The 25,618-nt window shown below is 69.2% G+C and carries 23 protein-coding genes; 10 read left to right on the plus strand and 13 right to left on the minus strand.

What is annotated here, in order from left to right; all coding sequences use genetic code 11:
* Positions 1-319: 319 nt before the first annotated feature.
* From R4I43_RS26945 to R4I43_RS26955, 3 genes are read right to left on the minus strand one after another with little or no spacing between them, the layout of a single operon-like run.
* Positions 320-1,846 (minus strand): tripartite tricarboxylate transporter permease, encoded by a 1,527-nt coding sequence (locus tag R4I43_RS26945; RefSeq protein ID WP_324268490.1) that lies wholly within the window; start codon positions 1,844-1,846, stop codon positions 320-322.
* A gap of 1 nt (position 1,847) precedes the next feature.
* Positions 1,848-2,396: a tripartite tricarboxylate transporter TctB family protein gene (locus tag R4I43_RS26950; RefSeq protein WP_324268491.1), complete on the minus strand. Its 549-nt coding sequence runs from the start codon at positions 2,394-2,396 to the stop codon at positions 1,848-1,850.
* Positions 2,393-3,316 (minus strand): Bug family tripartite tricarboxylate transporter substrate binding protein, encoded by a 924-nt coding sequence (locus tag R4I43_RS26955; protein ID WP_407691320.1) that lies wholly within the window; start codon positions 3,314-3,316, stop codon positions 2,393-2,395. The genes R4I43_RS26950 and R4I43_RS26955 overlap by 4 nt, the downstream gene beginning before the upstream one ends.
* A 293-nt stretch (positions 3,317-3,609) precedes the next feature.
* On the opposite strand from R4I43_RS26955, the gene R4I43_RS26960 reads away from it, so the two are divergent.
* Positions 3,610-5,142: a sensor histidine kinase gene (locus R4I43_RS26960; RefSeq protein WP_324268539.1), complete on the plus strand. Its 1,533-nt coding sequence runs from the start codon at positions 3,610-3,612 to the stop codon at positions 5,140-5,142.
* Positions 5,139-5,822, plus strand: coding sequence for a response regulator (locus tag R4I43_RS26965; protein WP_324268493.1), 684 nt, complete (start codon positions 5,139-5,141; stop codon positions 5,820-5,822). Before R4I43_RS26960 ends, R4I43_RS26965 begins: the two co-directional genes overlap by 4 nt.
* A 108-nt stretch (positions 5,823-5,930) precedes the next feature.
* Here the strand turns inward: R4I43_RS26965 and R4I43_RS26970 are convergent, their stop codons facing one another.
* The 5 genes from R4I43_RS26970 to R4I43_RS26990 form a co-directional block, all read right to left on the minus strand.
* Positions 5,931-7,133 (minus strand): cytochrome P450, encoded by a 1,203-nt coding sequence (locus R4I43_RS26970; protein WP_324268494.1) that lies wholly within the window; start codon positions 7,131-7,133, stop codon positions 5,931-5,933.
* Positions 7,133-7,663, minus strand: a complete 531-nt coding sequence (locus tag R4I43_RS26975) for a GTP-binding protein (protein ID WP_324268540.1) — start codon at positions 7,661-7,663, stop codon at positions 7,133-7,135. The genes R4I43_RS26970 and R4I43_RS26975 overlap by 1 nt, the downstream gene beginning before the upstream one ends.
* A gap of 43 nt (positions 7,664-7,706) precedes the next feature.
* Entirely contained in the window at positions 7,707-8,066 is a 360-nt protein-coding gene (locus R4I43_RS26980) for a DUF742 domain-containing protein (RefSeq protein ID WP_324268495.1), read from the minus strand.
* The gene (locus R4I43_RS26985; protein ID WP_324268496.1) at positions 8,063-8,467 is read right to left on the minus strand and encodes a roadblock/LC7 domain-containing protein; all 405 of its coding nucleotides are present in this window, start codon (positions 8,465-8,467) and stop codon (positions 8,063-8,065) included. Before R4I43_RS26985 ends, R4I43_RS26980 begins: the two co-directional genes overlap by 4 nt.
* A 67-nt stretch (positions 8,468-8,534) precedes the next feature.
* Complete coding sequence (locus R4I43_RS26990; protein ID WP_324268497.1) at positions 8,535-9,872, minus strand: ATP-binding protein; 1,338 nt, start codon at positions 9,870-9,872, stop codon at positions 8,535-8,537.
* Between the two features lie 384 nt (positions 9,873-10,256).
* Between R4I43_RS26990 and R4I43_RS26995 the strand changes: the two genes are divergently transcribed.
* Both R4I43_RS26995 and R4I43_RS27000 read left to right on the plus strand, forming a co-directional pair.
* The gene (locus tag R4I43_RS26995) at positions 10,257-11,072 is read left to right on the plus strand and encodes an SAM-dependent methyltransferase (protein ID WP_324268498.1); all 816 of its coding nucleotides are present in this window, start codon (positions 10,257-10,259) and stop codon (positions 11,070-11,072) included.
* Positions 11,073-11,140: 68 nt separating this feature from the next.
* On the plus strand, positions 11,141-12,247 hold the full coding sequence (locus R4I43_RS27000; protein WP_324268499.1) for an acyltransferase family protein: 1,107 nt from the start codon (positions 11,141-11,143) through the stop codon (positions 12,245-12,247).
* Here the strand turns inward: R4I43_RS27000 and R4I43_RS27005 are convergent.
* The 3 genes from R4I43_RS27005 to R4I43_RS27015 all read right to left on the minus strand — a co-directional run bounded on the left by R4I43_RS27005 (position 12,235) and on the right by R4I43_RS27015 (position 15,561).
* Complete coding sequence (locus R4I43_RS27005) at positions 12,235-13,596, minus strand: S28 family serine protease (RefSeq protein WP_324268500.1); 1,362 nt, start codon at positions 13,594-13,596, stop codon at positions 12,235-12,237. The genes R4I43_RS27000 and R4I43_RS27005 overlap by 13 nt on opposite strands.
* 185 nt (positions 13,597-13,781) lie before the next feature.
* Positions 13,782-14,717, minus strand: a complete 936-nt coding sequence (locus tag R4I43_RS27010) for a coiled-coil domain-containing protein (protein WP_324268501.1) — start codon at positions 14,715-14,717, stop codon at positions 13,782-13,784.
* 271 nt (positions 14,718-14,988) lie between these two features.
* The gene (locus R4I43_RS27015; protein ID WP_324268502.1) at positions 14,989-15,561 is read right to left on the minus strand and encodes a TetR/AcrR family transcriptional regulator; all 573 of its coding nucleotides are present in this window, start codon (positions 15,559-15,561) and stop codon (positions 14,989-14,991) included.
* A 526-nt stretch (positions 15,562-16,087) separates the two neighbouring features.
* Between R4I43_RS27015 and R4I43_RS27020 the strand changes: the two genes are divergently transcribed.
* From R4I43_RS27020 to R4I43_RS27030, 3 genes are all read left to right on the plus strand, one after another.
* Positions 16,088-17,581: an aldehyde dehydrogenase family protein gene (locus R4I43_RS27020; RefSeq protein WP_324268503.1), complete on the plus strand. Its 1,494-nt coding sequence runs from the start codon at positions 16,088-16,090 to the stop codon at positions 17,579-17,581.
* A gap of 156 nt (positions 17,582-17,737) precedes the next feature.
* Positions 17,738-19,285, plus strand: a complete 1,548-nt coding sequence (locus tag R4I43_RS27025) for an APC family permease (RefSeq protein ID WP_324268504.1) — start codon at positions 17,738-17,740, stop codon at positions 19,283-19,285.
* Positions 19,286-19,303: 18 nt separating this feature from the next.
* A complete protein-coding gene (locus tag R4I43_RS27030; protein ID WP_324268505.1) occupies positions 19,304-20,857 on the plus strand; it encodes a GMC family oxidoreductase in 1,554 nt (517 codons plus the stop codon).
* 235 nt (positions 20,858-21,092) lie between these two features.
* Here the strand turns inward: R4I43_RS27030 and R4I43_RS27035 are convergent, their stop codons facing one another.
* The gene (locus R4I43_RS27035) at positions 21,093-21,653 is read right to left on the minus strand and encodes a helix-turn-helix domain-containing protein (protein ID WP_324268506.1); all 561 of its coding nucleotides are present in this window, start codon (positions 21,651-21,653) and stop codon (positions 21,093-21,095) included.
* 42 nt (positions 21,654-21,695) lie between these two features.
* Here R4I43_RS27035 and R4I43_RS27040 point away from each other — a divergent pair, with 42 nt between their 5' ends.
* Positions 21,696-22,862, plus strand: a complete 1,167-nt coding sequence (locus R4I43_RS27040) for a benzoate/H(+) symporter BenE family transporter (protein WP_324268507.1) — start codon at positions 21,696-21,698, stop codon at positions 22,860-22,862.
* A gap of 39 nt (positions 22,863-22,901) precedes the next feature.
* On the opposite strand, the gene R4I43_RS27045 is transcribed toward R4I43_RS27040, so the two are convergent.
* Positions 22,902-23,549: a cyclase gene (locus R4I43_RS27045; protein WP_324268508.1), complete on the minus strand. Its 648-nt coding sequence runs from the start codon at positions 23,547-23,549 to the stop codon at positions 22,902-22,904.
* Positions 23,550-23,897: 348 nt separating this feature from the next.
* Here R4I43_RS27045 and R4I43_RS27050 point away from each other — a divergent pair, with 348 nt between their 5' ends.
* Together R4I43_RS27050 and R4I43_RS27055 are read left to right on the plus strand one after the other, a co-directional pair.
* On the plus strand, positions 23,898-24,581 hold the full coding sequence (locus R4I43_RS27050) for an HAD family hydrolase (RefSeq protein WP_324268509.1): 684 nt from the start codon (positions 23,898-23,900) through the stop codon (positions 24,579-24,581).
* Positions 24,578-25,615: a phosphotransferase family protein gene (locus tag R4I43_RS27055; protein ID WP_324268510.1), complete on the plus strand. Its 1,038-nt coding sequence runs from the start codon at positions 24,578-24,580 to the stop codon at positions 25,613-25,615. The genes R4I43_RS27050 and R4I43_RS27055 overlap by 4 nt, the downstream gene beginning before the upstream one ends.
* Positions 25,616-25,618: the final 3 nt, after the last annotated feature.

The raw sequence follows: 25,618 nt of genomic DNA on the forward strand, positions 1-25,618 counted from the left end.
AAGCCGTGCCGATCAGCGTCCGCGCGTCCTTCGGCGTCAGGAAAGGAAACCGCGCAGCACCGACGCGGTTCCCTCCAGGTGCGCGGCCATCGCGGTTCGGGCCTGGTGGAGCGCACCACGTCCTCGTGCTGCTCGATGTTGTGCTCCAGCCCTGGAATCGCCTGCTTCTGCTGCACAGACACCACCTGCGCCGCCGACGCCCCGGAGGAAGCACCCTCGATGCCGCCGAGGACGACCTCACCTGAAAAGCGGAGAGGTGGCCCGGTCGGACGGGGGTCCTCGACCGGGCCACCTCAACGGGCGGGAACGCCTGCGGGGGTCAGGCGTCCACCCGCTCCCCCTCCTGGGGCTCTTCCTGATCGGCCTTGCGGCCGGGCAGGAGCTTGGCCAGCAGCGGCCAGACGAGGATCAGCGCGACGACGCAGTAGACCGTGATCGAGAACGGCGTGTTGACCAGCCCGCTCAGGCTGCCGTCGCTGATCTGCAGAGCTCGGCGCATCTGCTGCTCGGACGTCGGGCCCAAGATGACCGCGATGATCGCCGGGAGGACCGGCAGACCGTAGCGGCGCATCGCGAAACCGATCAGGCCGATGACGAACAGCACCACCAGGTCGAGCGGTTCACCGCCGACCGCGTACGCGCCGACGCTGGCGAAGAACAGGATGCCCGCGTACAGGTACGGTCGCGGGATCTGCAGCAGCTTCGCCCAGACGGGAGCCAGCGGCAGGTTCAGCACCAACAGCAGGACCGAGCCGATGAACATGCTGGCGATCAGCGCCCAAACCAGGTTCGATTCCTTCTGGAACAGCAGCGGTCCAGGCTGGATGCCGTACTGCTGGAACGCTGCCAGCATCACCGCGGCCGTCGCGGTCGTGGGCAGGCCCAGGGTCAGCATGGAGACCATCGTTCCGGCCGCCGATGCGCTCGCCGTCGCCTCCGGTCCGGCAACGCCCTCGATCGCGCCGTTGCCGAACTCGTCCTTGTGCTTCGACAGCTTGCGCTCGGCCACATAGGACAAGAACGTGGGGATTTCCGCACCGCCCGCGGGAATCGCGCCGAACGGGAACCCGATCAGCGGACCGCGCAGCCACGGCTTCCAGGACCGGCGCACGTCCGCAGCGCCCAGCCAGGGGCGCCCCACCGGGATCGGCTTGCCGCTGGTGCGGCGCAAGTGCGCCGCGACCCACAAAGCCTCACCGATCGCGAACAACCCGACCGCCACGACCACCACGTCGATGCCGTCGGCCAAGTGCAGCAGACCGAAAGTCAGCCGTTGCTGACCGGTCATCTGGTCCAGCCCGATCAGGCCGATCGTGAGACCGATCAGCAGCGACGCGAAGCCGCGCAGCCGCGAAGTACCCATCACCGAGGTGACCGCGATGAAGGCCAGCACCATGATCGCCAGGAAATCCGGCGCACCGATGTTGACCGCGAGACCCGCGATCGTGGGCCCCAGCAGTGCCAGCAACGTGACGCCGATGATCGCGCCGATGAAGTGCCCGATCGCGGCGGCCGCCAGCGCCTGAGCCCCGCGTCCCTTGCGGGCCATCGGGTTTCCTTCCAGCGCGGCCACCACCGAGAAGCTCTCACCCGGCGTGTTCAACAGGATCGACGTCGTCGAACCACCGAACATGCCGCCGAAGTAGATCCCGGCGAACATGATGAACGCGCTGGTGGGTTCCAAGCCGTAGGTCAACGGCAGCAGCAGGGCCACCGCCATCGCCGGACCGATCCCCGGCAGCACGCCGATCGCGGTGCCCAGCAGCACACCGATCGCCGCCCACAGCAGGTTCATCGGCGTGAGCGCGGTGGCGAAACCGTCCAGAAGCAGGCTCAGCGAATCCATGTCACACCCCCAGCAGCGGAATGCCCGGGAGCGAAACGCCGAGCAGGTAGTTGAACACCACGTAGGTGAGTACGGTCAGCCCCGCGGCGATCAACGGGTCCCGGTTGAAGGCACGGCTGCCGAGGGCGTAGGCCGAGCCCCAAAACAGGATCACTCCGGAGAGCAGGAACCCGACGACGTTGATCAGCGCCGCGTTCGCGAGGAAAGCCGCGGCCAGCAGCAGCACCGTCTTCCAGTCCGCCGGCACCGACAGGTCGACGTCTTCACCGATCTCCGACTCGCCGCGGCCTCCCCGCAGGACGTCCACCACCAGCAGCGCGGACACCACGAGGAGCCCCGAACCCACGACGATCGGCATCGTCTTCGGGCCCACCGGACCCCGCTGGGCGAAGTCCGTCGAGATCAGCAACGCGTCTACGAGGACGAAAGCGCCGAGTGCGGCCAGCAGCACGCAGATGCCGAGCTCGGAATGGTCCCGCAACCACGTCGAACCGGACGGGGTTTCCCCCGGGCGGTCTTGCCCGGGGGAGGTCACGCGACTCTCGCTCATGCCAGTCCCAACTCCTTGAGCACCGAGGCCACTCGGTCGTTCTCGGACTGCATGAACTTGGCGAACTCGTCACCGGACTGGAAAGCGTTGGTCCAGCCGTTGCGCTTCAAGGTGTCCTGCCACTGCGGAGACTCGTTGAGCTTGGTGTAGAGCGAAACCAGCTTCTCGCGGTCGGCGTCGTTGAGGCCGGGAGGTGCCACCACGCCGCGCCAGTTGGTGAACTCCACGTCGATGCCGGATTCCTTCAGCGTCGGGGCGTTCACCCCGGCGGCGCGCTGCGCGCTGGTCACTGCCAGCACCCGCAGCTCACCCGCGTCGATCTGATCGCGCACCTCACCGATGCCGGTCACGCCGAAGGCGACCTTGCCGCCGAGCAACGAGGCCAGCAGCTCGCCACCACCGTCGAACGGCACGTAGTTGACCGCTTTCGGCTCCAGACCGGCCGCCTTGGCCGTCAGCATCGGAGCCAGGTGGTCCGGACCGCCGGGGGACGAGCCGCCGCCCACCGGGAGACCGCCGGGGTTCGCCTTCCAGTCCTGGACCAGCTGCTTGATGTCCTGGTACTGGGAGCTCTTCGGCACCACGATGATGTCGGGCTCTTCGGTGAGCTTGGCGATCGGCGTGGTGTCCTTGAGCTGGACCGGGGACTTGTTAGTGTAGGAAGCGCCGACCACGCCCAGGCCCATCTGCAGGGCGAGCTTGCCGTTGCCGTTCTCAGCGGCCGTGCGGCCGAGGCCGATCGTGCCGCCCGCACCCGGCACGTTGAACACCTCGACGTTGCTGTTGAGCTTGGCCTCTTCCATCACCTTCGCCGCGGACCGGGCGGTCGTGTCGTAGCCACCGCCGGGCTCGGTGGGGACCATGATCCGCAGTCCTTGGATTTCGCTGTCCTGGGATTGCCCGCCGGAGCTGAACTTCATCACGACCGGGATACCGATGATGAGTGCCAGGGCCGCGATCACGGCCAGCACAGTGCGTGCGCGCACTTCGAACCCGCCTCTCCGTTGTGGTGGGTGCTGCATGAGATCCTGGCCATAGTTGCCACTCCTAAACCCGGATGTCTCGCTTTAGCACGTATCGGCACTTTTGTTACTTGCGTAACCCGATCCGGGGGGCAGCCAGAACGGGTTGACCGGACGTCTAACGTTTCGAGACCGGTGGTGGAGAGGAGGTGGGTCTGGTGTTTCGGGTGCGCGGTTCGCTGTCGCGTCAGATGCTGAGCGGGCAGCTCGTGATCATCTTGTTGCTGCTGGCGTCCGTCGCGGTGTTCTCGGTGGCGGAGACCGACCAGACGTTCCGGGCCACCGAAGGCCGCAAGATGCTGTCGGTGGCCGAGGACGTCGCCGCCACCGGAGGCGTCCGGGTCAGCCTCACCGACGAAGTGTCCTCGCAACGCTTGCTGGCGATCTTCGCGCAGAGCGCGCAGAACCTCTCGGGCGCCGACTTCGTGATCATCGCCGACCATCGCGGCACCGTGCTCGCCGCGACGGACCCCGACCAACGCGGACTACCGCTCCCGCTGGGCGAATCGAGGGTGCTCAGCGGCCGGGCCTGGGTCGGCGAGATGGCCATCGGCGGCGTCGACTCCCTCGTCGCGCACGTTCCGGTTGTCTCCCGCGACGGCGGCATCCTCGGTATCGTCGCCGCAGGCCGGCACTCCCCCGACCTGTTCCAGGCGGTCCGCCAGGCACCGGAGTACCCGCTCGGCCTGCTGGCCTTCGCCGCGTTCCTCGGCATCGCCGGTTCGGTGCTGCTGGCACGGCGGGTCAAGCGACAGACCCTCGGACTGGAACCGCAGGAGATCACCCGGCTCGTCGAGCACCGCGAGGCACTGCTGCACGGCGTGCGCGAAGGCGTCCTCGGCGTGGACGAGCAGAACCGGATCACACTGGTCAACGACCAGGCGCTACGCCTGCTGGCGCTGCCGGCGGACTCCTTGGGACGCGACATCGACTCCCTCGACCTCGGCGACCGGGCGCGCGACGTGCTCACCGGACGGACCGACGGGGTGGACCAGATCGTGCTGCGGCGCGGGCGGGTCGTGGTGCTCAACCGGATGCCGATCTCCTCGGTCGGCGCGGTGGTGACGATGCGCGACCGCACCGAACTGGTCGACCTGCAGCGCGAGCTGGCGGTGCACCGCGACACCACCGACACGCTGCGCGCCCAGGCCCACGAGTTCTCCAACCGGCTGCACACCATCTCCGGTCTGGTGGAGCTCGGCGAGTACGACGAGCTGCAGCGCTACGTGCAGCGGATCAGCCACCACAGCGAGCAGTGGCACGCCGAGGTGACCGCGCGCGTGCAGGACCCGGCCACGGCCGCGCTGCTGATCGCCAAGTCGAGCCTGGCCGCCGAGCGCGGGGTGGGGTTGCGGCTGCACGAGGGCGGCTTCCTCGGCGAGATCGACGAGGAGCTCTCCGCCGACGTGGTCACGGTGCTCGGCAACCTCGTCGACAACGCGCTGGACGCGCTGGAGTCCACGAAGGACGCTTGGATCGAGGTGGAGCTGCGGCACAGCGACGAGATCACCGTCGTGGTGCGCGATTCCGGTCCGGGCGTGGCGCCGGAGATCGTCGAGGAGGTCTTCCGGCACGGCTTCACCACCAAGGCCGCGCGCGGTGGTGAGCGCGGCCTGGGACTGGCGCTGACCAGGCAGATCTGCCGCAGGCGCGGCGGATCGGTGGAGGTGCACAACGCCGACGGCGCGGTGTTCACCGCGCGGCTGCCGTTGGAGGAGGCATGATCAGGGTTCTGGTCGTCGACGACGACTTCATGGTCGCCAAGGTCCACAGCGGGTACGTCTCGCGGGTGGACGGGTTCGAGGTCGTCGGCGTCGCGCACACCGGGGCCGACGCCGTGGTGGCCGTCGACGAGCTGCGGCCGGACCTGGTGCTGCTGGACATCTACCTGCCCGACGTCGACGGCCTGTCGGTGCTGCGCCAGCTGCGCGGCCGGCCGTCGGCCGATCCGGACGTCATCGTCATCACCGCGGCGCGCGACCTGGACACCGTCCGGGGCGCGATCCACGGCGGGGCGCTGCACTACCTGATCAAGCCGTTCAGCTACGAGGCGCTGCGGGAGCGGCTGGAGAGCTTCCGCTCGGTCCACCGCGCGCTGGCCGACCTCCCGGGCGATGCCCCGACCGCGCAGCAGGACGTCGACCGCCTCTTCGGCACCAGGGCTCGCGGCGTGACCCCGCCGAAGGGCTTGTCGCCCGAGACCTCCCGCATCGTCGAGGAGATCCTCCGCGACCGCTCCGCCGACGGCGGCGACCTCTCGGCCACCGAGTGCGCCGACGCCACCGAGCTCTCCCGGGTCAGCGCCCGCAAGTACCTGGAGCACTTCGTCGAGTCCGGCAGGGCCGAGGTCCACCTCCGCTACGGAGGGACCGGCCGCCCAGAACGCCGCTACCGCTGGCTCTGACCCCCGCCGTGCTGTCGCGGATCCGATTTCAATGGAAGTCCGATCCATGATTTCCATTGAAATCGGAGGTCGGGTTTCCATTGAAATCGGGGACTTCGCCCGGTGGGGCTAGTGCGGGGCGAAGGTCACCGGTAGTGAGGTGAGGCCTCGCATCAGCAGCGAGGGGCGCCAGGTGAGGTCCTCCGGGTCGACTCCCAGGGTGGTGTCCGGGAGGCGGTCGAGGAGGACCTCGATGCCGGTGGTGGTGATGGTCCTGGCGATCTCCTGGGCCGCGTAGGGGCAGCCGTACTCGCCGTGGCTGAACGACAGGTGCGCGTGGTTGCCGGTGGCGCCCTCGTGGCCGTGCGGGCGGACCTGGGGGTCGGCGTTGGCCGCGGCCAGGCCGAGAACCAGCAGGTCCCCCCGCCGGATGGGTTTGCCGCCGAGCTGGACGTCCTGGTTCGCCCAGCGCCCCACCTGGTTCTGGGTGGGGGTGTCCTCCCAGAGGACCTCGTTGAGGGCGTGGCCCACGCTGCCGCGGCCACCCGCCAGGTCGATGGCGAACCGGGCTTCGGTGAGCATCAGCCGCAGCGCGTTGGCCATCCAGTCCGATGTGGTCAGGTGCGCCTTGCCGAGGGTGATGAACAGGTCTGCGGCGATCTCGTCCTCGGAGAAGCCGATCGGGTGCTCCACCAGGTAGGACACCAGGTCGCCGGACGGATCGGCGCGGCGTTCGCGCACCAGCCGCAGCATCCGGCGGACGGTGCGCTCGTGCGCGCGCACCGCCTCCTCGCCCTCCTGCCCGGACAGCGCGACGTCGTGGGTGAGCATCGGGACGTCGTCGTCGGGCAGCCCGTAGATCTTGGCCATCGCCAGCAGCGGGATCTGGTGGGTGTACTCCACGACGAGGTCGGCGAAGCCGCGCCCGGCGAACCGGTCGATGAGTGTGTCGCAGATCCGCTCCACCGCACCGGAGATCTCGAACGGGTCCACAGTGGCCAGTGCGTCGTGCACGACGGGGGCGCGCGTGCGGTGCTCGTGCACGTCGGCCAGCAGGGCCGAGGGACGGGGTTCGACGTAGGCGCGCAGCGACCAGTCCTCCGGAACCCGGTGCCACTGGTTCCAGCGCCGCGGATCGCGGGTGAACAGCTCGGGGTTGCCGACCACGTGGTGCACTTCGCGGTACCCGAGCACGCACCAGGCGGGAACGCCGCCCTCCAGCTGGATCGGCGCCACCGGCCCGTGGTCCCGCCGCAGCCGCCGGTACACCGCGGCGGGGTCGCGGTGGAAGCGCTCGCCGAAGAACGGCGACGCGCCCGCGGACGGGTCCATCACGACTCCCGGGCCAGCGACATCTCGTGCAGGTGCTCCACCAGCCGCACCAACACCCCCTTGCTGGACCCGCGGTCGCGGGCGTCGCAGTCGAGCATCGGCACCTCGCCGGGCAGGTCCAACGCCTCGCGCACGTGCTCCAGGCTGTGCTTGGGAACGCCGAAGTTGTTGCGCGCCACCACGAACGGCGTCCCCTGCTCCTCCAGCCGGTCGATGGCGTACCAGCAGTCGGCGATGCGGCGGGAGTCCACCAGCACGACCGCGCCGAGGCAACCGCTGAACAGCTGGTCCCAGATGAACCAGAACCGCTCCTGGCCGGGTGCGCCGAACAGGTACAGCACCATCCGTTCGTTGAGCGTGATGCGCCCGAAGTCGAAGGCGACCGTGGTCGTGGTCTTGGCGCCGACGCCGGCGGTGGAGTCCACGCCGACGCTGGCGACCGTCATCGTCTCCTCGGTGTTCAGCGGCCGGATCTCGCTGACCGAGCGCACCATCGTGGTCTTGCCGACCGCGAAACCACCGATGACCACGACCTTGAGCCCGTCGGAGGCGCTGCGCCGCAACGGGATCCGGTCAGATGTTGCGAAGTCCAACGAGCACCTGCTTGAGGAAGTCGGGTGTCGGGATCTCCGACGGGTCGCGCCGGGCCGAGGGGTGCCGCGCGGTGATCTTGCCCATCGCCTGGAGATCACCGAGCAGGATGCGCACCACGCTCACCGGCAACCGGAGCTCGGCGGCGAGTTCCACCACCGAGATCGGTTCGCGACCCAGTCGCAGGATGGCGGCATGCTCGGACTGCATGCCCGGAGTCGGTTCGCCCTCGGCGACCACGAGGGTCACCGCGTCGAAGGCGTCATCGGCGGGACGGGTGCGGCCGCCGGTGACGATGTAGAGCCGGTCCGGGTCCTCGTCGTCGAGCAGCCGCCGCGTCATGAGACCTCGACCCGGTTCGGACTGCGCAGGTGCTCGCCGATCTGCTCGACGAGCTCGTTCATGTTGTGGCCGACGACGCCCACGTCGGCCTCGTCGGAGGCCAGCACGGCCAGGTGGGCGCCGAAACCGGCCTCGACGATGCACAGCACGCCGCCGTAGAACTCGGTCATCGACTGCCGCACTCCCCCGCTGCCGTCGCCGAACTCCACCGAGGCGCCGTAGGACAAGCTCTGGATGCCGGAGGCGATGGCCGAGAGCTGGTCGGCTTGGTCGGAGGTCAGGCCGGCGGTGTGGCAGAGCTTGAGACCGTCCTTGGACAGCACCAGCGCGTGCCTGCTGCCGGGGGTGTTCTGCAGCAGGTTCTCCAGCATCCAGTCGAGCTCGCGGGTGTCGATGGTCATCGCGGTGGCGGGACCGCGGGCGGGGCGACCCGTGGTCCCACACCTCCAATCGGGGTCTTCCAGGGGGTCATCGGGGTTCGTCGTCCGATGTGGACGATTCGTCGCGGCGGGACTTGGAGAACGCGCCGAAGCGCGAGCCCGCGTCCAGCCGCTTGCCCTCGGCCTTCCTGGGTGCGGGGGCCGAGCGCACGGCGGTGAGGGTCTTGCCCCGGCGGCGCTTGGGGAGTTCGCCGGGATCGGTTGTTTCCACTGCGGTTTCGGCGTGCGGGTCCAGCGTCGGCTTGGCCGGTTCCTCCTCGGCGAGAGGTTCGGACTCCGGACGCGGCTGGGTGATCAGCTTCTGCGGGATCATCACCACCACGCCGGTCCCGCCGCGCGCGGAACCGCGGAAGGACACCGACAGCTCGTGCTTGCGCGCCAGGCAGCCGACGACGGCCAGGCCGAGCCGGCTGCCGGAGATCTCGGCGAGGTCCAGCGGCGCGTCCGACACCGCCTGCTCGGCGCGGGCGAGCGCGGCGTCGCTCATCGCCAGCCCGCTGTCCTCGACGGTGACCACCACCCCGCTGTGCACCTCTTCGACGTAGACGTGCACCTCTTCGGTGGGCGGGGAGAACTTGGTGGCGTTGTCCATGATCTCGGCCAGCGCGTGCATGACGCCCTCGGCCGCGTAGCCCACGACCGCGACGGTGCTGGTGGAGTGCAAGCGGATTCGCTGGTAGGCGCTGATGCGGCCCATCGCGCCGCGCAGCACGCTCTCCACCACGATCGGCTTTGTCCAGCGGCGTCCGCTGCGCGCTCCGGTGAGCACCGCGATGCTGTCGGCGAGCCGCCCGGCCTGCGCGGTGGTGTGGTCGAGCTTGAGCAGGTCGGCCAGCACGTCCTCGGACTCGTGCTTGCCCTCCATCTCGCGCAGGTCGGCGAGCATCCCGGTGGCCAGCGCCTGGACCCGGCCCGCGGCGGTGGAGCAGGTGGACAGCGCTGCGGCGCGCGCCTTCTCGCTGGTGGCCAGCTCCTTGGACAGGGCCTTGATGACGCGCCGGTGCGGAACGCTGTAGTCGTGCTTGATCTCCTTGTCGGCTTCCTCGGCGGTGGCGCCGCCGCGCAGCTGCCGGGCCAGGCCGGGCAGGGTCTCGTCGGCCAGCTTCACCATGTCGCTGTTCATGCTGGCGGCGGCGATGCGGTAGTGCCGGGTCATCTGCACCCCGCGGACGACTCCTCCGACGGCGACCGACAGCGCGAGCACGAGCAGCGCACCGGTGAGGGCGACCGGGGTGCCGACGGGAGCCTTCACGACCGCCCAGGCGAAGACCGCGCTGGAGAGGACGAGGGTGACCGCGAAGCCGATGACCACCGGGTACCAGTAAGGGAACTCCCCTCGCCGGGGCACGGGACTGTCGGTCGACATCAACGGTTCCTCATCGCCGGATGCGGGTCGGGCTCGCTTTGGGCACACAGGTACGCGACGCAGATAGTAACGGAGAGCATACAGATGCTGACTCTCTTTTGGGTGATGCTCGCCTCATTGTGGCAACCCGCTCCTCATTCGACCTCCAATCCGGAGCTCGTCCTACCGGTTATCTCTTTAGTTCTTTCGGTTTTCCGCAGAACCGGAAAGGCATTTTTCACCCTCATCGGGAACGCGACGAGGGACGCTCACAGATCTTGCGCACTACTCCAGAGAGGTGACGCTGCGTCACTACGCTGCGGATTTTTCACCTGATCAGTGCGGCCAACGATCACTACGCTACGCAGTGGCAAAGTCACTCGCAGAGACGTTGGTGGCCGACCGATGATCACCAGGACCCTCGACCTGGACCGTCCGAGCGACGCGCGCGTCCACGACTACCTGCTCGGCGGCGGCAGCAACTTCGCCGCCGACCGCGCGCTGGCCCGCCACATCCTGGCCGCCGCCCCGCACACCCGGATGGAGGTGCTGGCCGGCCGCGACTGCATGCGGCGGATGGTGCGCACCTGCCTCGACCAGGGCATCCGGCAGTTCCTCGACCTCGGTTCGGGCATCCCGGCAGCAGGCGGCCCGCACGAGATCATCGCCGAGATCGCCCCGGACGCGCGCGTGGTCTACGTCGACAACGAGCAGATCGCCGCCACCCAGGGCGAGCTGCTGCTCGGCGGCAGCGGCACCGCCGCGATGGTGCACGCCGACGTCCGCGATCCGGAAACCGTGCTGGCCGCCGAGGGGACCCGGCGGCTGCTGGACTTCGACCAGCCGGTGGCGGTGCTGATGCTCGGCGTGCTGCACCTCTTCGGCGAGCACCACGACCCGGGCGAGGTGATCGGCCGCTACACCGATGTGCTGGCGCCCGGCTCGTTCCTGGCGCTGTCGCACTTCACCGACGAGTTCGCGCCCGAACCGGCGCACGACGTCCTCGCGGTCCTGCCCGACTGCGCTCCCCCGGCGATCCGCGATCGCAAGACCGTGCTCGCCTTCGTCGAGGACCTCGAACTTCTCGAACCGGGCGCCGTGCCGGTGGCCGACTGGCGACCCGAGCCCGCCGACGCCGACCTGCGCACACCGGAACCGCTGAGCTTCGCGCTGCTCGCGCGCACCGTGCCCCCACCTCGACCGAACAGCTCAAGCGTCTAGACTGTTCGCCCAGAAACTCACCTCTACCAGCAAGATTTCCGGACGTACCGAACTTCGAGGTAGCGAGCGTGCACGAACTGACCGCCACGCGCGCCGGCCGTGTTTCGCAGCGGAGCACCCGGAAAATCAGCTGGGACGCCGTGCGCACCGGCTGCGTGCTGCTGGTGATGATCTACCACGCGACCCACATGAGCCGCGTCACCCACCCCGAGCTCTCCCCGCGCCAGCTGGTCTTCCCGTACCAGGTCGGCGCGAGCCTGCTGCTGGTGATCTCGGCGTACTTCGCGGCGGCCACCATCGGGCGCGGCAGCCTGCTGCGCTACTGGTGGAAGCGGATGGCGCGGCTGGTGCCGCCGTTCGTCGGTGCGGTCGTGCTGATCTGGCTGGTCCTGCGCTTCCTGCGACCACCGAGCTGGGTCGAACCGACCGGCGAGGACCTGGTCGACCACCTGCTGATGCTGTGGAACTGGAAGCCGTTGGAGTACGCCTTCCTGGACGGTTCACATTGGACGGTGCCGCTGCAGCTGATGGGCTTCACCTTCGCCGCGGTGCTGTTCGCCACCAAGTGGGGCCACGGCAGCAAGATCGTCTGGGTGCTGTGGACGGCCGTGCTGCTCCCGCTGACCCAGTGGCACCTGCGGATCTCCGGGGCGCCGGAGACCTACCGGATGATCGTGGACGGTTTCGGCGCGCACCGCTGGCACCTGTTCGTGGCCGGGGTGGCGATCTGGATGGTCTCCACCCGGCGCCTCTCGCGCGGCCACTTCGCGGCCCTGCTGGCCGCCTGCATGTTCGCCCAGTCCATGCACAACTACATCCGGCTGCCCGACGGCCAGCTGGACTGCGACTGGGGCTCCACTCTCGGCGTGTGGACCGGCCTGCTGGTGCTGACGCTGGTCGCCTGCGGTCCGGACTGGAAGCTTCCGCCCGCGCTCGCACGCGGCGTGACCTGGTTCGCCGGGATCTCCTACGGGGTGTTCCTGAGCCACCAGACCATCGGCTACATCCTGCTGCACTACCTCGACACCAGCGGTGTGCCGCCGGTGCTGCAGACGCTGGCGATGCTGGCCACCGGCACCGCCGTGGGCTGGGCGCTGACCAGAGCGGTCGAACGCCCCGCCCACGACTTCCTGATGCGCTTCTACGACCGGACGGCCGCGCGTCAGAGCGGGTGACGCTCCAGCGGCTGCTGGTCGATTCCGGTGCTGCGCAGCGCCGGGACGTCCACGCCGGCCCAGCGGCGCACGGTGGCCTCGGCCTCGGCCCGCTGATGTGCGGGCAAGCCGGCGATCTTGGCGCCGTGGTTGGCGCCGGGCACCAGGTAGGAGTGCGAGTCCTGGCGGCTGGGCTCGAAGGGCTCGGCGCTCCACGGGTCGTTCTGGCCGTTGACGAACATCAGCTCCGAGCCGCGGCTGGAGACCCAGGTGTCGACCTCGCGCATCACGCCCGGCTCGAACTCCATCGGGATCTCCCGCGGCACCAGGTTGCGCGGCTGGCTCAGCTCGCGGTGGTGCAGCAGGTCGGCGAGGGGTTCGTCGGACACCCCGGGCCAGCCCAGCTGCGTTCCGGCCTGGTAGTAGTACGGCGTGTAGGGCTCCATGCCCTGGTCGGTGTAGAAGGCGAACTGGACGGTCTCGTCCAGGAAGCGGTAGATCTCGTCGGTGCTGGCCGTGGTCGCCGGGACCTGGTCGCAGTCCTGCTGGCCCCGGTACTGCCAGAAGCTCCACGGCGCGTCGAGCACGACCAGTTCCAGGCCGCGGTCGATGTCGCCGATGATCCGGTCGAAGGTCATCCCCTGCGAGTCCGCGTAGGCCTGGAACTTCGCGATCACCTCCGGCCGGCGGATCAGCGCCTCGCGCTGCACGGCGGTCAGGGCCTCGCGGCAGACTGGATCGGTACCGACTGAAGAGAGGAACCCGTCGTAGGCGTCGCGATCGTTGTCCACATCGTTCGGTGCGACGTACGCAACGGTTCCGTCCACGTCGTCCGGGTAGAAGTGGCGGTGGTAGACGGCCGTCATGCCGCCCTTGCTCGCACCGGTGGTGATCCACTTCCGGTCGTAGACCCCGCGCAGCGCCGAGATCACCTCGTGCTCGTCGGTGGCCGCCTGCCAGATGTCGAGATCGTTCCAGTCGGCGGGTTCGGGCCGCGACGGCGTGAAGAAGCGGTGCTCCAGGTTGACCTGATTGCCGTCGACCAGCTGCGTCGGCTCCGCGCGGTTCGCGCTGGTCGGCAGCCCGTAGCCGGTGGTGTGCAGCACCGTGGGCCGGGACGGGTCGCGGTGCAGCAGGGTCAGCCGCTGCTGGAAGGTACCGGCGTCCGGGTTCAGGTGATCGACCGGCTGGGTGAAGGTCAGGTCGAACAACCGGAAGCCGGGCTCGGTGGGCCGCTCGCCCACGACGGTCAGGCCCGGCACGTCTTCGAGCCGCTGGGCGAGCTCGTCCTGCGGGGCGGCTCCCGCGGGAATCCCCACCAGCGTCGCAGCGCAGGCCACGGCGGTGGTAGCCCATCCGCGCCAGTTCATCCGACCTCCCGGTGATCACGACGGTCGGAGCAATCTAGCCAGCCGGGCGCACCAGCGGGAAGCGCGCGGCGTGTTCTCGACACGTCCCCCGCGCGCAGCAACGGGCCACCCGCCGGACGCCCGGCGAGCGGCCCAGCGCTCACCCGGGGTGCGCGGTGGTGCGCACCCCGGGTGACGCAGTTGCCTCAGACGGTGGCTTCGGCCTCCTGCGGCAGCGGCTCTTCGTCACGCTGCTTGGGGACCTCGACGCCCTTCTCTCCACTGTGGACGGTTCCGGAGACGTAGGCGTCCGAAGCCTCGCTGTCGGAACCGGTCTCGGTGGCCACCAGGAACGGCTCGGCGTTGCCGAGGATCTGCTGCGCGGTGCGCACCTGCTCGGCCAGCTGCTGCCGGGTCCTGAGCATCGTCGCCGAGTAGTCGTCGGCGCGCTGGATGCGGCGCTCGCTCTCGGCCGTGGCCTCGCGCACGCGGCGCTGCGCCTCCTCGCGGCTGGCCTGCTCACGCTCGGCGAGGATGCGCATGGCCTCCTCGCGGCGGGCGGACATGGACACCTCGAAGTCGTGTTCCACCTGGACACGGCGGTCCTCGGCCTCGGCGTCGAGCTGCCTGCGCTGGATCTCGGCCTCCTTGGCCATCTCCTGCACCTCGGTGCGGGTGCGCGCGATCAGCTCGTTGCGCTGCTGCTCGGACTGGCGGCGCCACTCATCGGCCTCGGCGACCAGCCGCTCGTAGCGGTTGCGCAGCTCGGCGGCGGCCTGCTCGGAGCGGGCCCACTCGTGCTCGGAGGCGGCCTGAGCGCTGGCCACGATCTCCTTGGCCTCGTCCTGGGCCAGCCGGACCATGCGGCGCATCCGGTCGGAGAGCGCATCCATCGAAATGGGTTCCTGCGCCTGCGCGTCGAGCTCGCGCTTGAGCTCCTCGACCTGGGCGCGCGCTTGGTCGAGCTGCGCGGACAGCTCGTTGACCTGGCTTAACGCCGAGTCCCTGTCCTCGGTGACCAGCCGCAGCTCGGCCTCGGTCTGCTGGATGTAGAACTTCACCTGTGAGCGGCGGTACCCGTACCAGACGGTGTCGAAATCGGCCTTCAGCGGTACCAGTTCGCGGTCTTCGATGTGCCCCACGGTCTCACCCCACCTGAGTTGATCAAATTTGCTGGGAGCGAGCCACGCCCCGACGCGGCAAGTCCGTGCCTCACCGGTGATTCATCCGCTGGTGCGCCCGCCGGATCAAAACCGACCACTTCGACGACATCACCGAACACCGATGCCACGGATCGCTATGCCTACATCTTCCTCGCCAGGGCCATTGAGATCAACTGCCCCGATTCCGGTGCAATGCAACGGACATCCGATGTTGACCGCGCGGACACCCGCCCTGAAATGCCTGTTGGAATCAGGTTTTCGCGCCCGGTTGCAGCATCCGCCGAAAAGTCATCTCGATTTCGTCTCGGCTCGGCACCGATTCCCGGACGATCCCCTGCAGCTGCCAACCGCAGAACAGCACCGACAGGGCGCGACCGGTCGCCTCGTCGGTGTAGGAGGCGAACAGCTCGGCCAGCCAGCTGTCCCACTCCTGGCTCACCTGGCGCAGCGCCGGCTTGTGCAGCGCGGCGATGTAGAGCTGGTGCTCAACGGCGGTCTGGGCGCGCGCGGGGCCGAGGTAGTGCAGCACCAGGTCGGTCAGCGCGCTGGCGAGGTCACGGCCCGGTTCCAGCTCGGCGGCCCACTGGCGCATGTGCTCGACGTCGTCCTCGGCGGCCTGCCGCAGGGCACTGGCGAGCAGGTCGTCGAGGGTGGCGAAGTAGTAGGTGGTGGATCCGAGCGGGACACCCGCCGCAGCCGCGACGCTGCGGTGCGTGAGCTTCTCGACGCCGCGCTCCGCGACCACGTCGATCGCGGCGCGGGCGATGCGCTCGCGGCGGTCGGGATCCTTGCGGCGCGCGGTCGGCGCGGGCTGGGTCGTCATGCGCTCGGCGATCCTCCCCTGTCACAGCGCGTGAGCGGATTCGGCATCCGGGTGGCGGGCCGGCTCCCGGGTCCGGGGTGATCGGCCCATCCGGAGATCCAGCTTGCCACGTCGGCGCCAATCCCGATGCGGTCCACGTCACCGACAAGCCGTTTGGCCTGTTCAACTCGCATTTTTCCACGATCCCGAGCGAGCCTGAACAGCCGATGATGTACAGATGTACATCAATGGTGTTAGGGTCTTCTCCCGGCACCGCAGCCAATGGCCGTGCGCGATGCGGAAATGCGTCGCGCGGAATTGGGACGAGAAAGCGCCAGATAGCCACCGAATGGACCACCAGGAGGTGAATTCGGGACCGAGGCGTGCCGATGGAAGGCACCATTCGGCGAATTGCTCCGCATCACCCGGTGCGGATTCGCGTGGCAACGAATCGGCGTCCGACGCATTGTGAACCAGGCACGAAGTGCGACTCGTGTTCACGACGAACGCGGACGCGGACAAACTAGCGACAAAACGGGGAAGAGCCATGCCGCAAGCAGACAATTCGGCACCCACGCTGTACATCGACGGCAAGTGGGTTCCGGCCTCCGACGGCCGCACCCGGCAGATCCACTGCCCCGCCGACGGACAGCTGGTCGCCACCGTCTCCGAAGGCGGCCGCGCCGAGGCCGAGCAGGCCATCGCCGCCGCGCGCCGGGCCTTCGACGAGGGCGCGTGGTCCACCAGCTCCGCCTGGGACCGCGGTGACCTGCTGCTGCGCGTCGCCGACATCCTCGTCCGCGACAAGGACGAGTTCGCCCGCGCCGAATCGCTCGACACCGGCAAGCGCCTGGTGGAGAGCGAGTTCGACATGGACGACATCGCCGCCTGCTTCCGCTACTTCGGCAAGATCGCCGGCACCGACGCGGGCAGCCTCGTCGACACCGGCACCCCGGACGCCATCAGCCGCGTCCAGTACGAGCCGGTCGGCGTCTGCGGGATGATCACGCCCTGGAACTTCCCGCTGCTGCAGGTGGCCTGGAAGGTCGCGCCGGCCATCGCCGCGGGCGACACCTTCATCCTCAAGCCCAGCGAGCTGACCCCCTCCACCGCCATCCTGCTGATGCGCGCGCTGGACGAGGCCGGACTGCCCGCTGGCGTCGGAAACCTGGTTCTGGGCACCGGTTCCGAGGTCGGCTCGGTGCTGGCCGAGCACCCCGACGTCGACCTCATCTCGTTCACCGGCGGGCTGCACACCGGCCGCAAGATCTCCGCGATGGCCGCGCCGACGGTCAAGAAGGTCGCGCTCGAACTGGGCGGCAAGAACCCCAACGTGGTCTTCGCCGACGCCGACTTCGACACCGCCGTGGACTTCGCGCTCACCGCGATCTTCCTGCACTCCGGCCAGGTCTGCTCCGCGGGCGCCCGGCTGATCGTGCAGGACGAGCTGCACGACGCACTGGTCGACGAGATCGTCCGCCGCGCCGAGCAGATCCGCATCGGCGGCCCGTTCGACGACGACGCCGAGACCGGCCCGCTGATCTCCGCCGCGCACCTGCAGAAGGTCGACGACTACGTCACCAAGTCGGTCGCCGAAGGCGCGGTGCTGCGCACCGGCGGCAAGCGCCCCGAGGGCGAGCGCTACGCCAACGGTCACTACTACCTGCCCACGGTCCTGGACGAGGTGAAGCAGGGAAGCCACGCGGTGAACGAGGAATCGTTCGGCCCGGTGCTGACCGTCGAGCGCTTCACCGACGAGGACGACGCGATCCGCATCGCCAACGACACGCACTACGGCCTGGCCGGCGCGGTGTTCACCGGCGACCCGGCCAAGGCGCAGCGGGTGGCCAACCGGCTGCGGCACGGCACCGTGTGGATCAACGACTTCCACCCCTACCTCCCGCAGGCCGAGTGGGGTGGTTTCAAGCAGTCCGGCATCGGCCGCGAACTCGGCCGGGCCGGTCTCGGCGAGTACCAGGAGGCCAAGCACGTCTACCAGAACCTGCGGCCCGGTCCGCAGAACTGGTTCTCCTCGAAGTAAGGAAGGAATCTTGTGTCCGGTGCGGCGGCCCGCGTGCCGCCGCACCGCCCGCAAAGATCTTGTGGGAAGCGGGATTTCGCGCTAAGCAAACAACCAACCCGCGTCGTCGCACCTGCCATCCGGCGGGCGCGGTCGGCCGGGGAAGGAGTTCGGGGCATGAGCGCGCCCACCACCAATCATGACGCCGGGCTCAACGAGTTCGGCTACACCAACAAGCTCAAGAGAAGCCTCGGCAGCTTCCACACCTTCGCCGCAGGCATCAGCTACATCTCGGTGCTCACCGGCGCCTTCCAACTGTCGTACTTCGGCATCGGATTCGGCGGACCCGCCTACGTGTGGTCCTGGCCGATCGTGTTCCTGGGGCAGTTGCTGGTGGCGTTGAGTTTCGCCGAGCTGGCATCGCGTTACCCGATCGCCGGTTCCATCTACAACTGGGCCAAGAAGCTCGGCGGCCCCCACGTCGGCTGGCTGGCCGGCTGGATGATGCTGCTGGCTTCGATCGTCTCCATCTCGGCCACCGCGCTGGCCTACCAGAACACGCTGCCGCAGATCTGGTCCGGCTTCCAGCTGATCGGTGACGGTTCCGGCGCCACCGACTCCGCGGTCAACGCCGTCCTGTTGGCGCTGGTGCTGATCCTGTTCACCACGCTGGTCAACGCCTACGGCGTGAAGCTGATGGCGCAGATCAACTCCACCGGCGTGTTCATCGAGCTGGCGGCGGCGGTCCTGCTGATCATCGCGCTGGCGCTGGTCGTGGTGAACCCGCCGACGGTCATCCTCGACACCAACGGCACCGAAGCGGCCTACGGCGGCAGCTACCTGAGCGCCTTCCTGGTCGCCGGCATCGCCTCCTCCTACGTCATGTACGGCTTCGACACCGCCGCCTCGCTGGGCGAGGAGTCGATCGACCCGCACAAGAACGCGCCGCGCGCCATCCTGCGCGCGCTGATCGCCTCGTTCATCCTCGGCGGTCTGATCCTGCTGTTCGGCATGATGGCCACGCGCGACTTCAGCTCTCCGGAACTGGCGGAGTCCGGCCTGCAGTTCGTGCTCAGCGACGCGCTCGGCCCGTTCGTCGGCCGGCTGTTCCTGCTGGCGATCTTCGTGGCGATCACCGTGTGCGTGCTGGCGGTGCACACCGCCGCGATCCGGATCATGTTCGCGATGGCCCGCGACAACGCGCTGCCCGCGGGCAAGCTGCTGGCCCGGGTGAGCCCGCGGTTCCAGACCCCGGTGCTGCCCGCGGTGTTCATCGGTGTCGTCGCGATCGTGCTGCTGCTGGTCAACATCGGTCAGCCGCAGATCTTCACCGCGATCACCTCGCTGGCGATCATCCTGATCTACATCTCCTACCTGCTGGTGACGGTCCCGATGCTGGTCGCGCGGCTGCGCGGCAAGTGGAAGCCGGTCAAGGAGGAGGGCCGCTTCAGCCTCGGCAAGCTCGGCCTGCCGATCAACGTCCTGGCCGTGCTGTGGGGCCTGGGCATGACGATCAACCTCGCGTGGCCGCGCACCGAGGTCTACAACGCCGAGCCGCCGTACCACTGGTACCTGCAGTACAGCTCGGTGCTGTTCGTCGGGATCGCGGCCGTGGGCGGTTTCGCCTACTACTGGTTCGTGCAGCGGCACAAGGTGGGTGTGCTCTCCGACCACAAGGTGGTCGGCAAGGACGCCTCCGGTGACGAGAACACCTCCCTCGTCTGAGTTCTGAAAGGAATGACCATGACCGATCAGTTCGACTATGTCGTGGTGGGCGGCGGCAGCGCGGGTGCGGCGGTCGCGGCCCGGCTGTCGGAGGACCCCAACACCACCGTGTGCCTGCTCGAAGCCGGCCCGTCCGACGTGGGCGACAGCAACGTCCTCGAGCTCAAGAAGTGGATGGCGCTGCTGGAGTCCGGTTACGACTGGGACTACCTGATCGAGCCGCAGGAGAACGGCAACTCCTTCATGCGGCACGCCCGTGCCCGCGTGCTCGGCGGCTGCTCCTCGCACAACTCCTGCATCGCGTTCTGGGCGCCGGCCGAGGACCTCGACGAGTGGGAGTCGACGGGCCTGCCCGGCTGGGGCTCCGAGGACATGTTCCCGCTGTACAAGCGGCTGGAGACCAACGACGGCCCGGGTGACCACCACGGCCGCAGCGGCCCGGTGACCATCCGCTCGGTCCCGCCGAAGGACCCGACCGGCGTGGCGCTGCTGGAGGCCTGCGAGCAGCAGGGCATCCCGACCACCGAGTTCAACTCGGGCAAGACCGTCACCCACGGCGCGAACTGGTTCCAGATCAACGCCAAGCAGGACGGCACCCGCTCCTCGTCGTCGGTGTCCTACCTGCACCCGATCATGGACCGGCCGAACCTGGAGATCCGCACCAACGCCTGGGCCAAGAAGGTCACCTTCGACGGCACCCGCGCCACCGGTGTGGAGTACCTCAGCGACGACCTCATCCACTCGCGGACGATCACCGCCCGCAAGGAGGTCGTGCTGTCCACCGGCGCGATCGACACGCCGAAGCTGCTGATGCTCTCCGGCATCGGCCCGGCCGAGCACCTGCGCGCGTTCGGCATCGACGTGCTGGTCGACTCCCCCGGCGTCGGCTCCACCCTGGAGGACCACCCCGAGGGCGTGATCAGCTGGGAGGCCAAGAAGCCGATGGTGGAGGACTCCACCCAGTGGTGGGAGATCGGCATCTTCACCCAGACCGAAGAGGGACTGGACCGGCCGGACCTGATGTTCCACTACGGTTCGGTGCCGTTCGACATGCACACCGTGCGGCAGGGCTACCCGACCTCGGAGAACTCCTTCTGCCTGACCCCGAACGTCACCCGCGCGCGTTCCACCGGCACGGTCCGGTTGCGCAGCAAGGACTTCCGGGACAAGGCCAAGGTGGACCCGAAGTACTTCACCGACCCGGACGGTCACGACATCCGCGTGATGACCGAGGGCATCAAGCTGGCCCGCAAGATCGTCGCGCAGTCGGCGATGCAGGAGTGGGCCGGCGAGGAGCTGTTCCCGGGCAAGGACGTGCAGACCGACGACGAGATCGCCGACTACATCAAGCGCACCCACAACACCGTCTACCACCCCGCGGGTTCGGTGAAGATGGGCGCTGTCGACGACGACTCGAAGCCGCTCGACCCGCGGCTGCGCGTCAAGGGCGTGCAGGGCCTGCGCGTCGCCGACGCCTCGGTGATGCCGTTCCTGGTGGCGGTGAACCCCAACATCACCACGATGGCCATCGGCGAGAAGTGCTCCGACATGCTCAAGCAGGACAACGCCTGAGCTGGAGATGAAGGCGGGTGTCCTCCCCCATCGAGGGCACCCGCCGCACGCGCCGCACCCCGCCCCGAACGGGATGCGGCGTCCCCCGAGGAAGTCCCTCCGGTCCCCCGTCCCGGAGGGACTTTCGCCTTTCCACCCCCACCGAAGGCCTGACCAGGCACAACACACCCGACCGCGTGGCGCCCTTCGAATTTCGCGCGAAATTCGACGCCTCGTCCCCTCGGCGCTTGGTTCGTCAGGTCGGGTAACGCATGACGAGGGTGGCCGTGGTGGCGTCGCCGGGGGCTTCGTAGACGTGCGGGACCGTGGCGTCGAAGCGGATGTAGTCGCCGGGGTTGAGGGTGTGCGGGTCGGATTCCGGGCCGGTGATGAGGGTTCCGGTGTGGACGTGGAGCTGCTCGATGACCCGCGGGTGGTGCGCCGGGGACGTGTAGCGGGTGCCCGCCCGGATGTGCAGTTGGTAGACCTCCAAGCGGGTCCGGCCGTCGTCCACGCGGTCGAGCAGCTCGACGTCGGCGGCGCGGCCGGAGATCTCCGGCCCCTTCGAGCGGTGCACGTGGAGCTCTTCGCCCGGCGACTCGGATTCGGCCGCCAGGAGCCGGCCGAGCGGCAGGCCCAGGACCGTGGCCAGCGCGTAGAGGGTTTCCAGGGTCGGGTTCCGGTTTCCCGATTCGAGTTCGGAGAGCGTGCCCTTGCCGATCCCGGCCTGCCGGGCCACTTCCGACAGCGACAGGCCGCGCCGGGCGCGGGCCGAGCGCAGGTTCTCACCGACGAGCTTGACCGGTTCCACCGTCACCTCCTAGCCTCCCATCGTTCCATATACAGAACGGATGGTCTCGTGCAGTTGCGCCAGCGGCTCCCCGCCACACCGGTTTCCACCCTGGTCGCCGGGCTGATCACCACCCTGGTCGGGGTGGTGAGCTCAGCAGCCATCGTCTTCGAGGCCGCGCGGACGCTGGGAGCCACCCCGGCCGAGATCTCGTCCTGGATCTTCGCGCTGGGCATCGGGATCGGCGTGGTCTCGATCGCCCTGTCGCTGCGGACCCGTGCGCCGATCGTGCTGGCCTGGTCGACGCCGGGAGCGGCGCTGCTGGCGTCGAGCGGGCACGGGCTGTCGATGCCGGAGGCCGTGGGCGCGTTCCTGCTGGCCGCGGCGCTGTCGCTGCTGGTGGGCGTGACCGGGCTGTTCGAGCGGGCGGTGAACCTGATCCCGCCGGCGATCGCCGCCGCGCTGCTGGGCGGCGTGCTGCTGCGGTTCGGCCTCGACCTGTTCACCACGATGCGCGAGCAGTTCGCGCTGGTCGCGGCGATGCTGGCGGGCTACCTGCTGAGCAAGCGGTTCCTGCCGCGCTACGCGGTGCTGGTCGCGCTGGTCATCGGCGTGCTCGGGACCGCCTTCGCGGGATCCCTGCGGGCCGGTGACATCGACCTGTCGCTGGCGACCCCGGTGTGGACGTGGCCGGAGCTCTCGGTGCACTCGGTGGTCGGCATCGCGATCCCGCTGTTCGTGATCACCATGACCTCGCAGAACCTGCCCGGCGTCGTGACGCTGCGGGCCCACGGTTACACCACGCCGATCTCACCGGTGCTGTCCTGGACCGGGGCGGCGAACCTGCTGTTGGCGCCGCTGGGCTGCTTCGGGGTCAACCTCGCGGCGATCACCGCCGCGCTGGCCATGAGCGAGGAGGCCCACTCCAACCCCGACCAGCGCTACAAGGCCGCCATCACCTCGGGCGCGCTGTACCTGCTCATCGCGGTGTTCGGCGCGACGCTGGCGAGCCTGATCGCTGCCTTCCCCGCCGCGCTGATCGCCGCGCTGGCCGGGATCGGCCTGCTGGACACCATCGGCGGTTCGCTGGCCAAGGCCACCGCCGACACCGGCAGCCGGACCGCAGCGCTGATCGCGTTCCTGGTCACGGCCTCCGACATCACGGCCTTCGGCGTCGCCTCGGTGTTCTGGGGCCTGGTCGCCGGGATCGCCGCCCACCTCATCACGCGCAGGTAGTGGCGGGGACGCCACCGCGCCCCCGCCACTCCTCCGGCATCAGCCGATGGTCGTCGTGGTCAGCGTCGGGTTGGGGTTCGGGAAGCAGGCGGACGGGACGTCGACGTCGCCGATCGCCGAGGACACGACCGCGGTGAAGGTCAGGCCCGGGTCCTCGTAGCTGGTGCCGGCCAGCTTGGTCTCGATGGTGCCGGACTCACCGGCGGTGAGGTGCACGGTGATGGTGGGCAGTTCGAACTCGCTGCCACCGGCGATCGGCCCGTCGAGGTGCAGGGTCGCCACGCCGTTCTCGACGTTGATGGTCGGTGGGTTCGGGCCCAGGCCCGCGCCGCCGGCCAGGTCGGCGGAGACGTAGGTGGAGTTGGCCGGGATCGGGATCTTCAGGTCGAAGCCGCCGACCTTCTTGACGGTGTTGCCGTTGACCTCGCCGGGGATGGTGTTCACCGCGGGGTCGACGACGACGTCGAAAGCCGCTCCGGGAGCGACGGTTTCGGGGGCGGTGACGTCGGTGCTCTGCTGCAGGCTGAACTGCTGGGCGCCCAGCGGGGAGTCACCGGAGCAGTCGAAGTTGACGTCGAACGGGGCCGCCACGGCCTGCGGGGCGGCGGCGAGCGCTGCGGTTGCGGCGAAGGCGGCCGCGATGGCGGCCGCGATGGCGGCGCGTTTTCCACTGAGGACGGACTTCATTGGCCTCTCCTGCACGATCGGGGGATTCGAAAAGTGCTGGCCGCGCGGCGAATTCGAAACCTACCGACGGGTAAAACCCGCGGTCAACGACGACGTTTTTGCCGGACTTACCACCTTTGACCCACCGTCACCGCGCTGGGCCGATCGGACGTGCGCAACCGCCACCCCGATGAGCACCACTCCCCCGCCGACGCGCGACCGATCCGGACGCAACGGACACGCGCCAACCAGGGGTGATCATCCAGCGCCCGTTCGGGCGACCCCGACATCACCCTGGCATCTTGACTCCAGCTGGACCCCCGAACTGGGGCTAGCGCGACATACCGTCTAGTCGGTACGGTCCGGTGCATGGGTTCCAGTGCTGCCAGCCCGACCGTTCGCGCGGTCGTCTTCGACTACGGAGGTGTGCTCACCACACCCACGCGCGACTCGATCAACGCCTGGCTCGCCGAGGAGCGGATCCGTCCCGAGCTGTTCTCCGCCGCGCTCAAGGAATGGCTCTCGCGCAACGCGCCCGCGGGCACGCCCGTGCACCTGCTGGAGACCGGTGAGCTCGACGCCGACGGCTTCAACAAGGCCCTGGCCGCCCGGCTGCGCACCTTCGACGACGAGCCCGTCCCCCCGGACGACCTGCTCGGACGCCTCTTCGGGCGGATGCGGCCGGAACCGGCCATGCTGACGCTCGTGCGCGACCTGCGGGAACGCGGGATCCGCACCGCACTGCTGTCCAACAGCTGGGGGAACATCGACTCCTACCCCTGGGAACAACTGGCCGGGCTGTTCGACTCCACGGTCCTCTCCGGCGAGGTCGGGCTGCGCAAGCCCGACCCGCGCATCTACCGGATGAGCCTGGACGCGCTCGGCCTGGACGCCGCGCAGACCGCCTTCGTCGACGACGGCGCGCCCAACGTCGACGCCGCCCGGGACCTGGGCATCCACGCCGTGCTGCACACCGGCCCGGCCGAAACCCGAGCCCGGCTGGCCGAACTGCTGCCCGCCGGATCCGTACCGCAAGACGAGGAGACCAGGTGAACGCACCCGAGACCGACGAGCTGCCCGGCCTCGACCTGCACCGGCTGCGGGCGTACCTCGACGTCGAGGCGCCCGGCATGGTCGCCGGCGAGCTCACCGGCGAGCTGGTGCAGGGCGGCCGGTCGAACCTGACCTACATCGTCAGCGACGGAACCGAGCAATGGGTGGTGCGCCGCCCGCCGCTGGGTCACGTGCTGGCCACCGCGCACGACATGAGCCGCGAGCACCGGATGCTCACCGCCCTGGCGGGCACCCGCGTGCCGGTGCCGCGCGCCGAGCTGCTGTGCGAGAACGACGAGATCCTGGGCGCGCCGTTCTACGTCATGCAGCACGTGCCCGGCACCGTCTACCGGTCTCCCGAGCAGACCGAGACGCTCAGCGGGCAGCAGCGCCACGACCTGTCCTTCCAGCTGATGGACGTGCTCGCCGACCTGCACTCGATCGACCCCGCCTCGGTGGGGCTGGCCGAGTTCGGCCGCCCGGACGGGTTCCTGGAGCGCCAGGTGCGGCGCTGGACCAAGCAGCTCAAGGCCTCCCACAGCCGCGAGGTCGAGGGCATCGACGTGCTCTCGCAGCGGCTGGCGGCGACCGTCCCGACCGGCGGTCCGGTGGGCATCGTGCACGGCGACTACCGGCTCGACAACGTCATCGTGGGCGCCGACCAGCGGATCGAGGCCGTGCTGGACTGGGAGATGGCGACCATCGGCGATCCGCTCACCGACCTGGGCCTGCTGGCCGTCTACTGGGAGGGCTTCAGCGGGTTGCCGAACAACCCGATCGCCAAGGGCGTCGGCCCGGAGAACGGATTCCCCAGCTCCGAGCAGCTCTTCGCCCGCTACGCCGAGCGCAGCGACCTCGATCTGTCCGATTTGGACTGGTACCTGGCGTTCGGCTTCTTCAAGATCGCGGTGATCTTGGAGGGCATCCACTACCGCTACATCCAGAACCAGACCGTCGGCGAGGGCTTCGAGCACGTCGGCGGCCTGGTGGCTCCGCTCGTCGCGCAGGGTCTGGCGACCCTCAAGGAGGCATGAGAG

Origin of the sequence: Saccharopolyspora mangrovi (genome assembly GCF_035320975.1) — a bacterium.
Classification (GTDB): Bacteria; Actinomycetota; Actinomycetes; order Mycobacteriales; family Pseudonocardiaceae; genus Saccharopolyspora; species Saccharopolyspora mangrovi.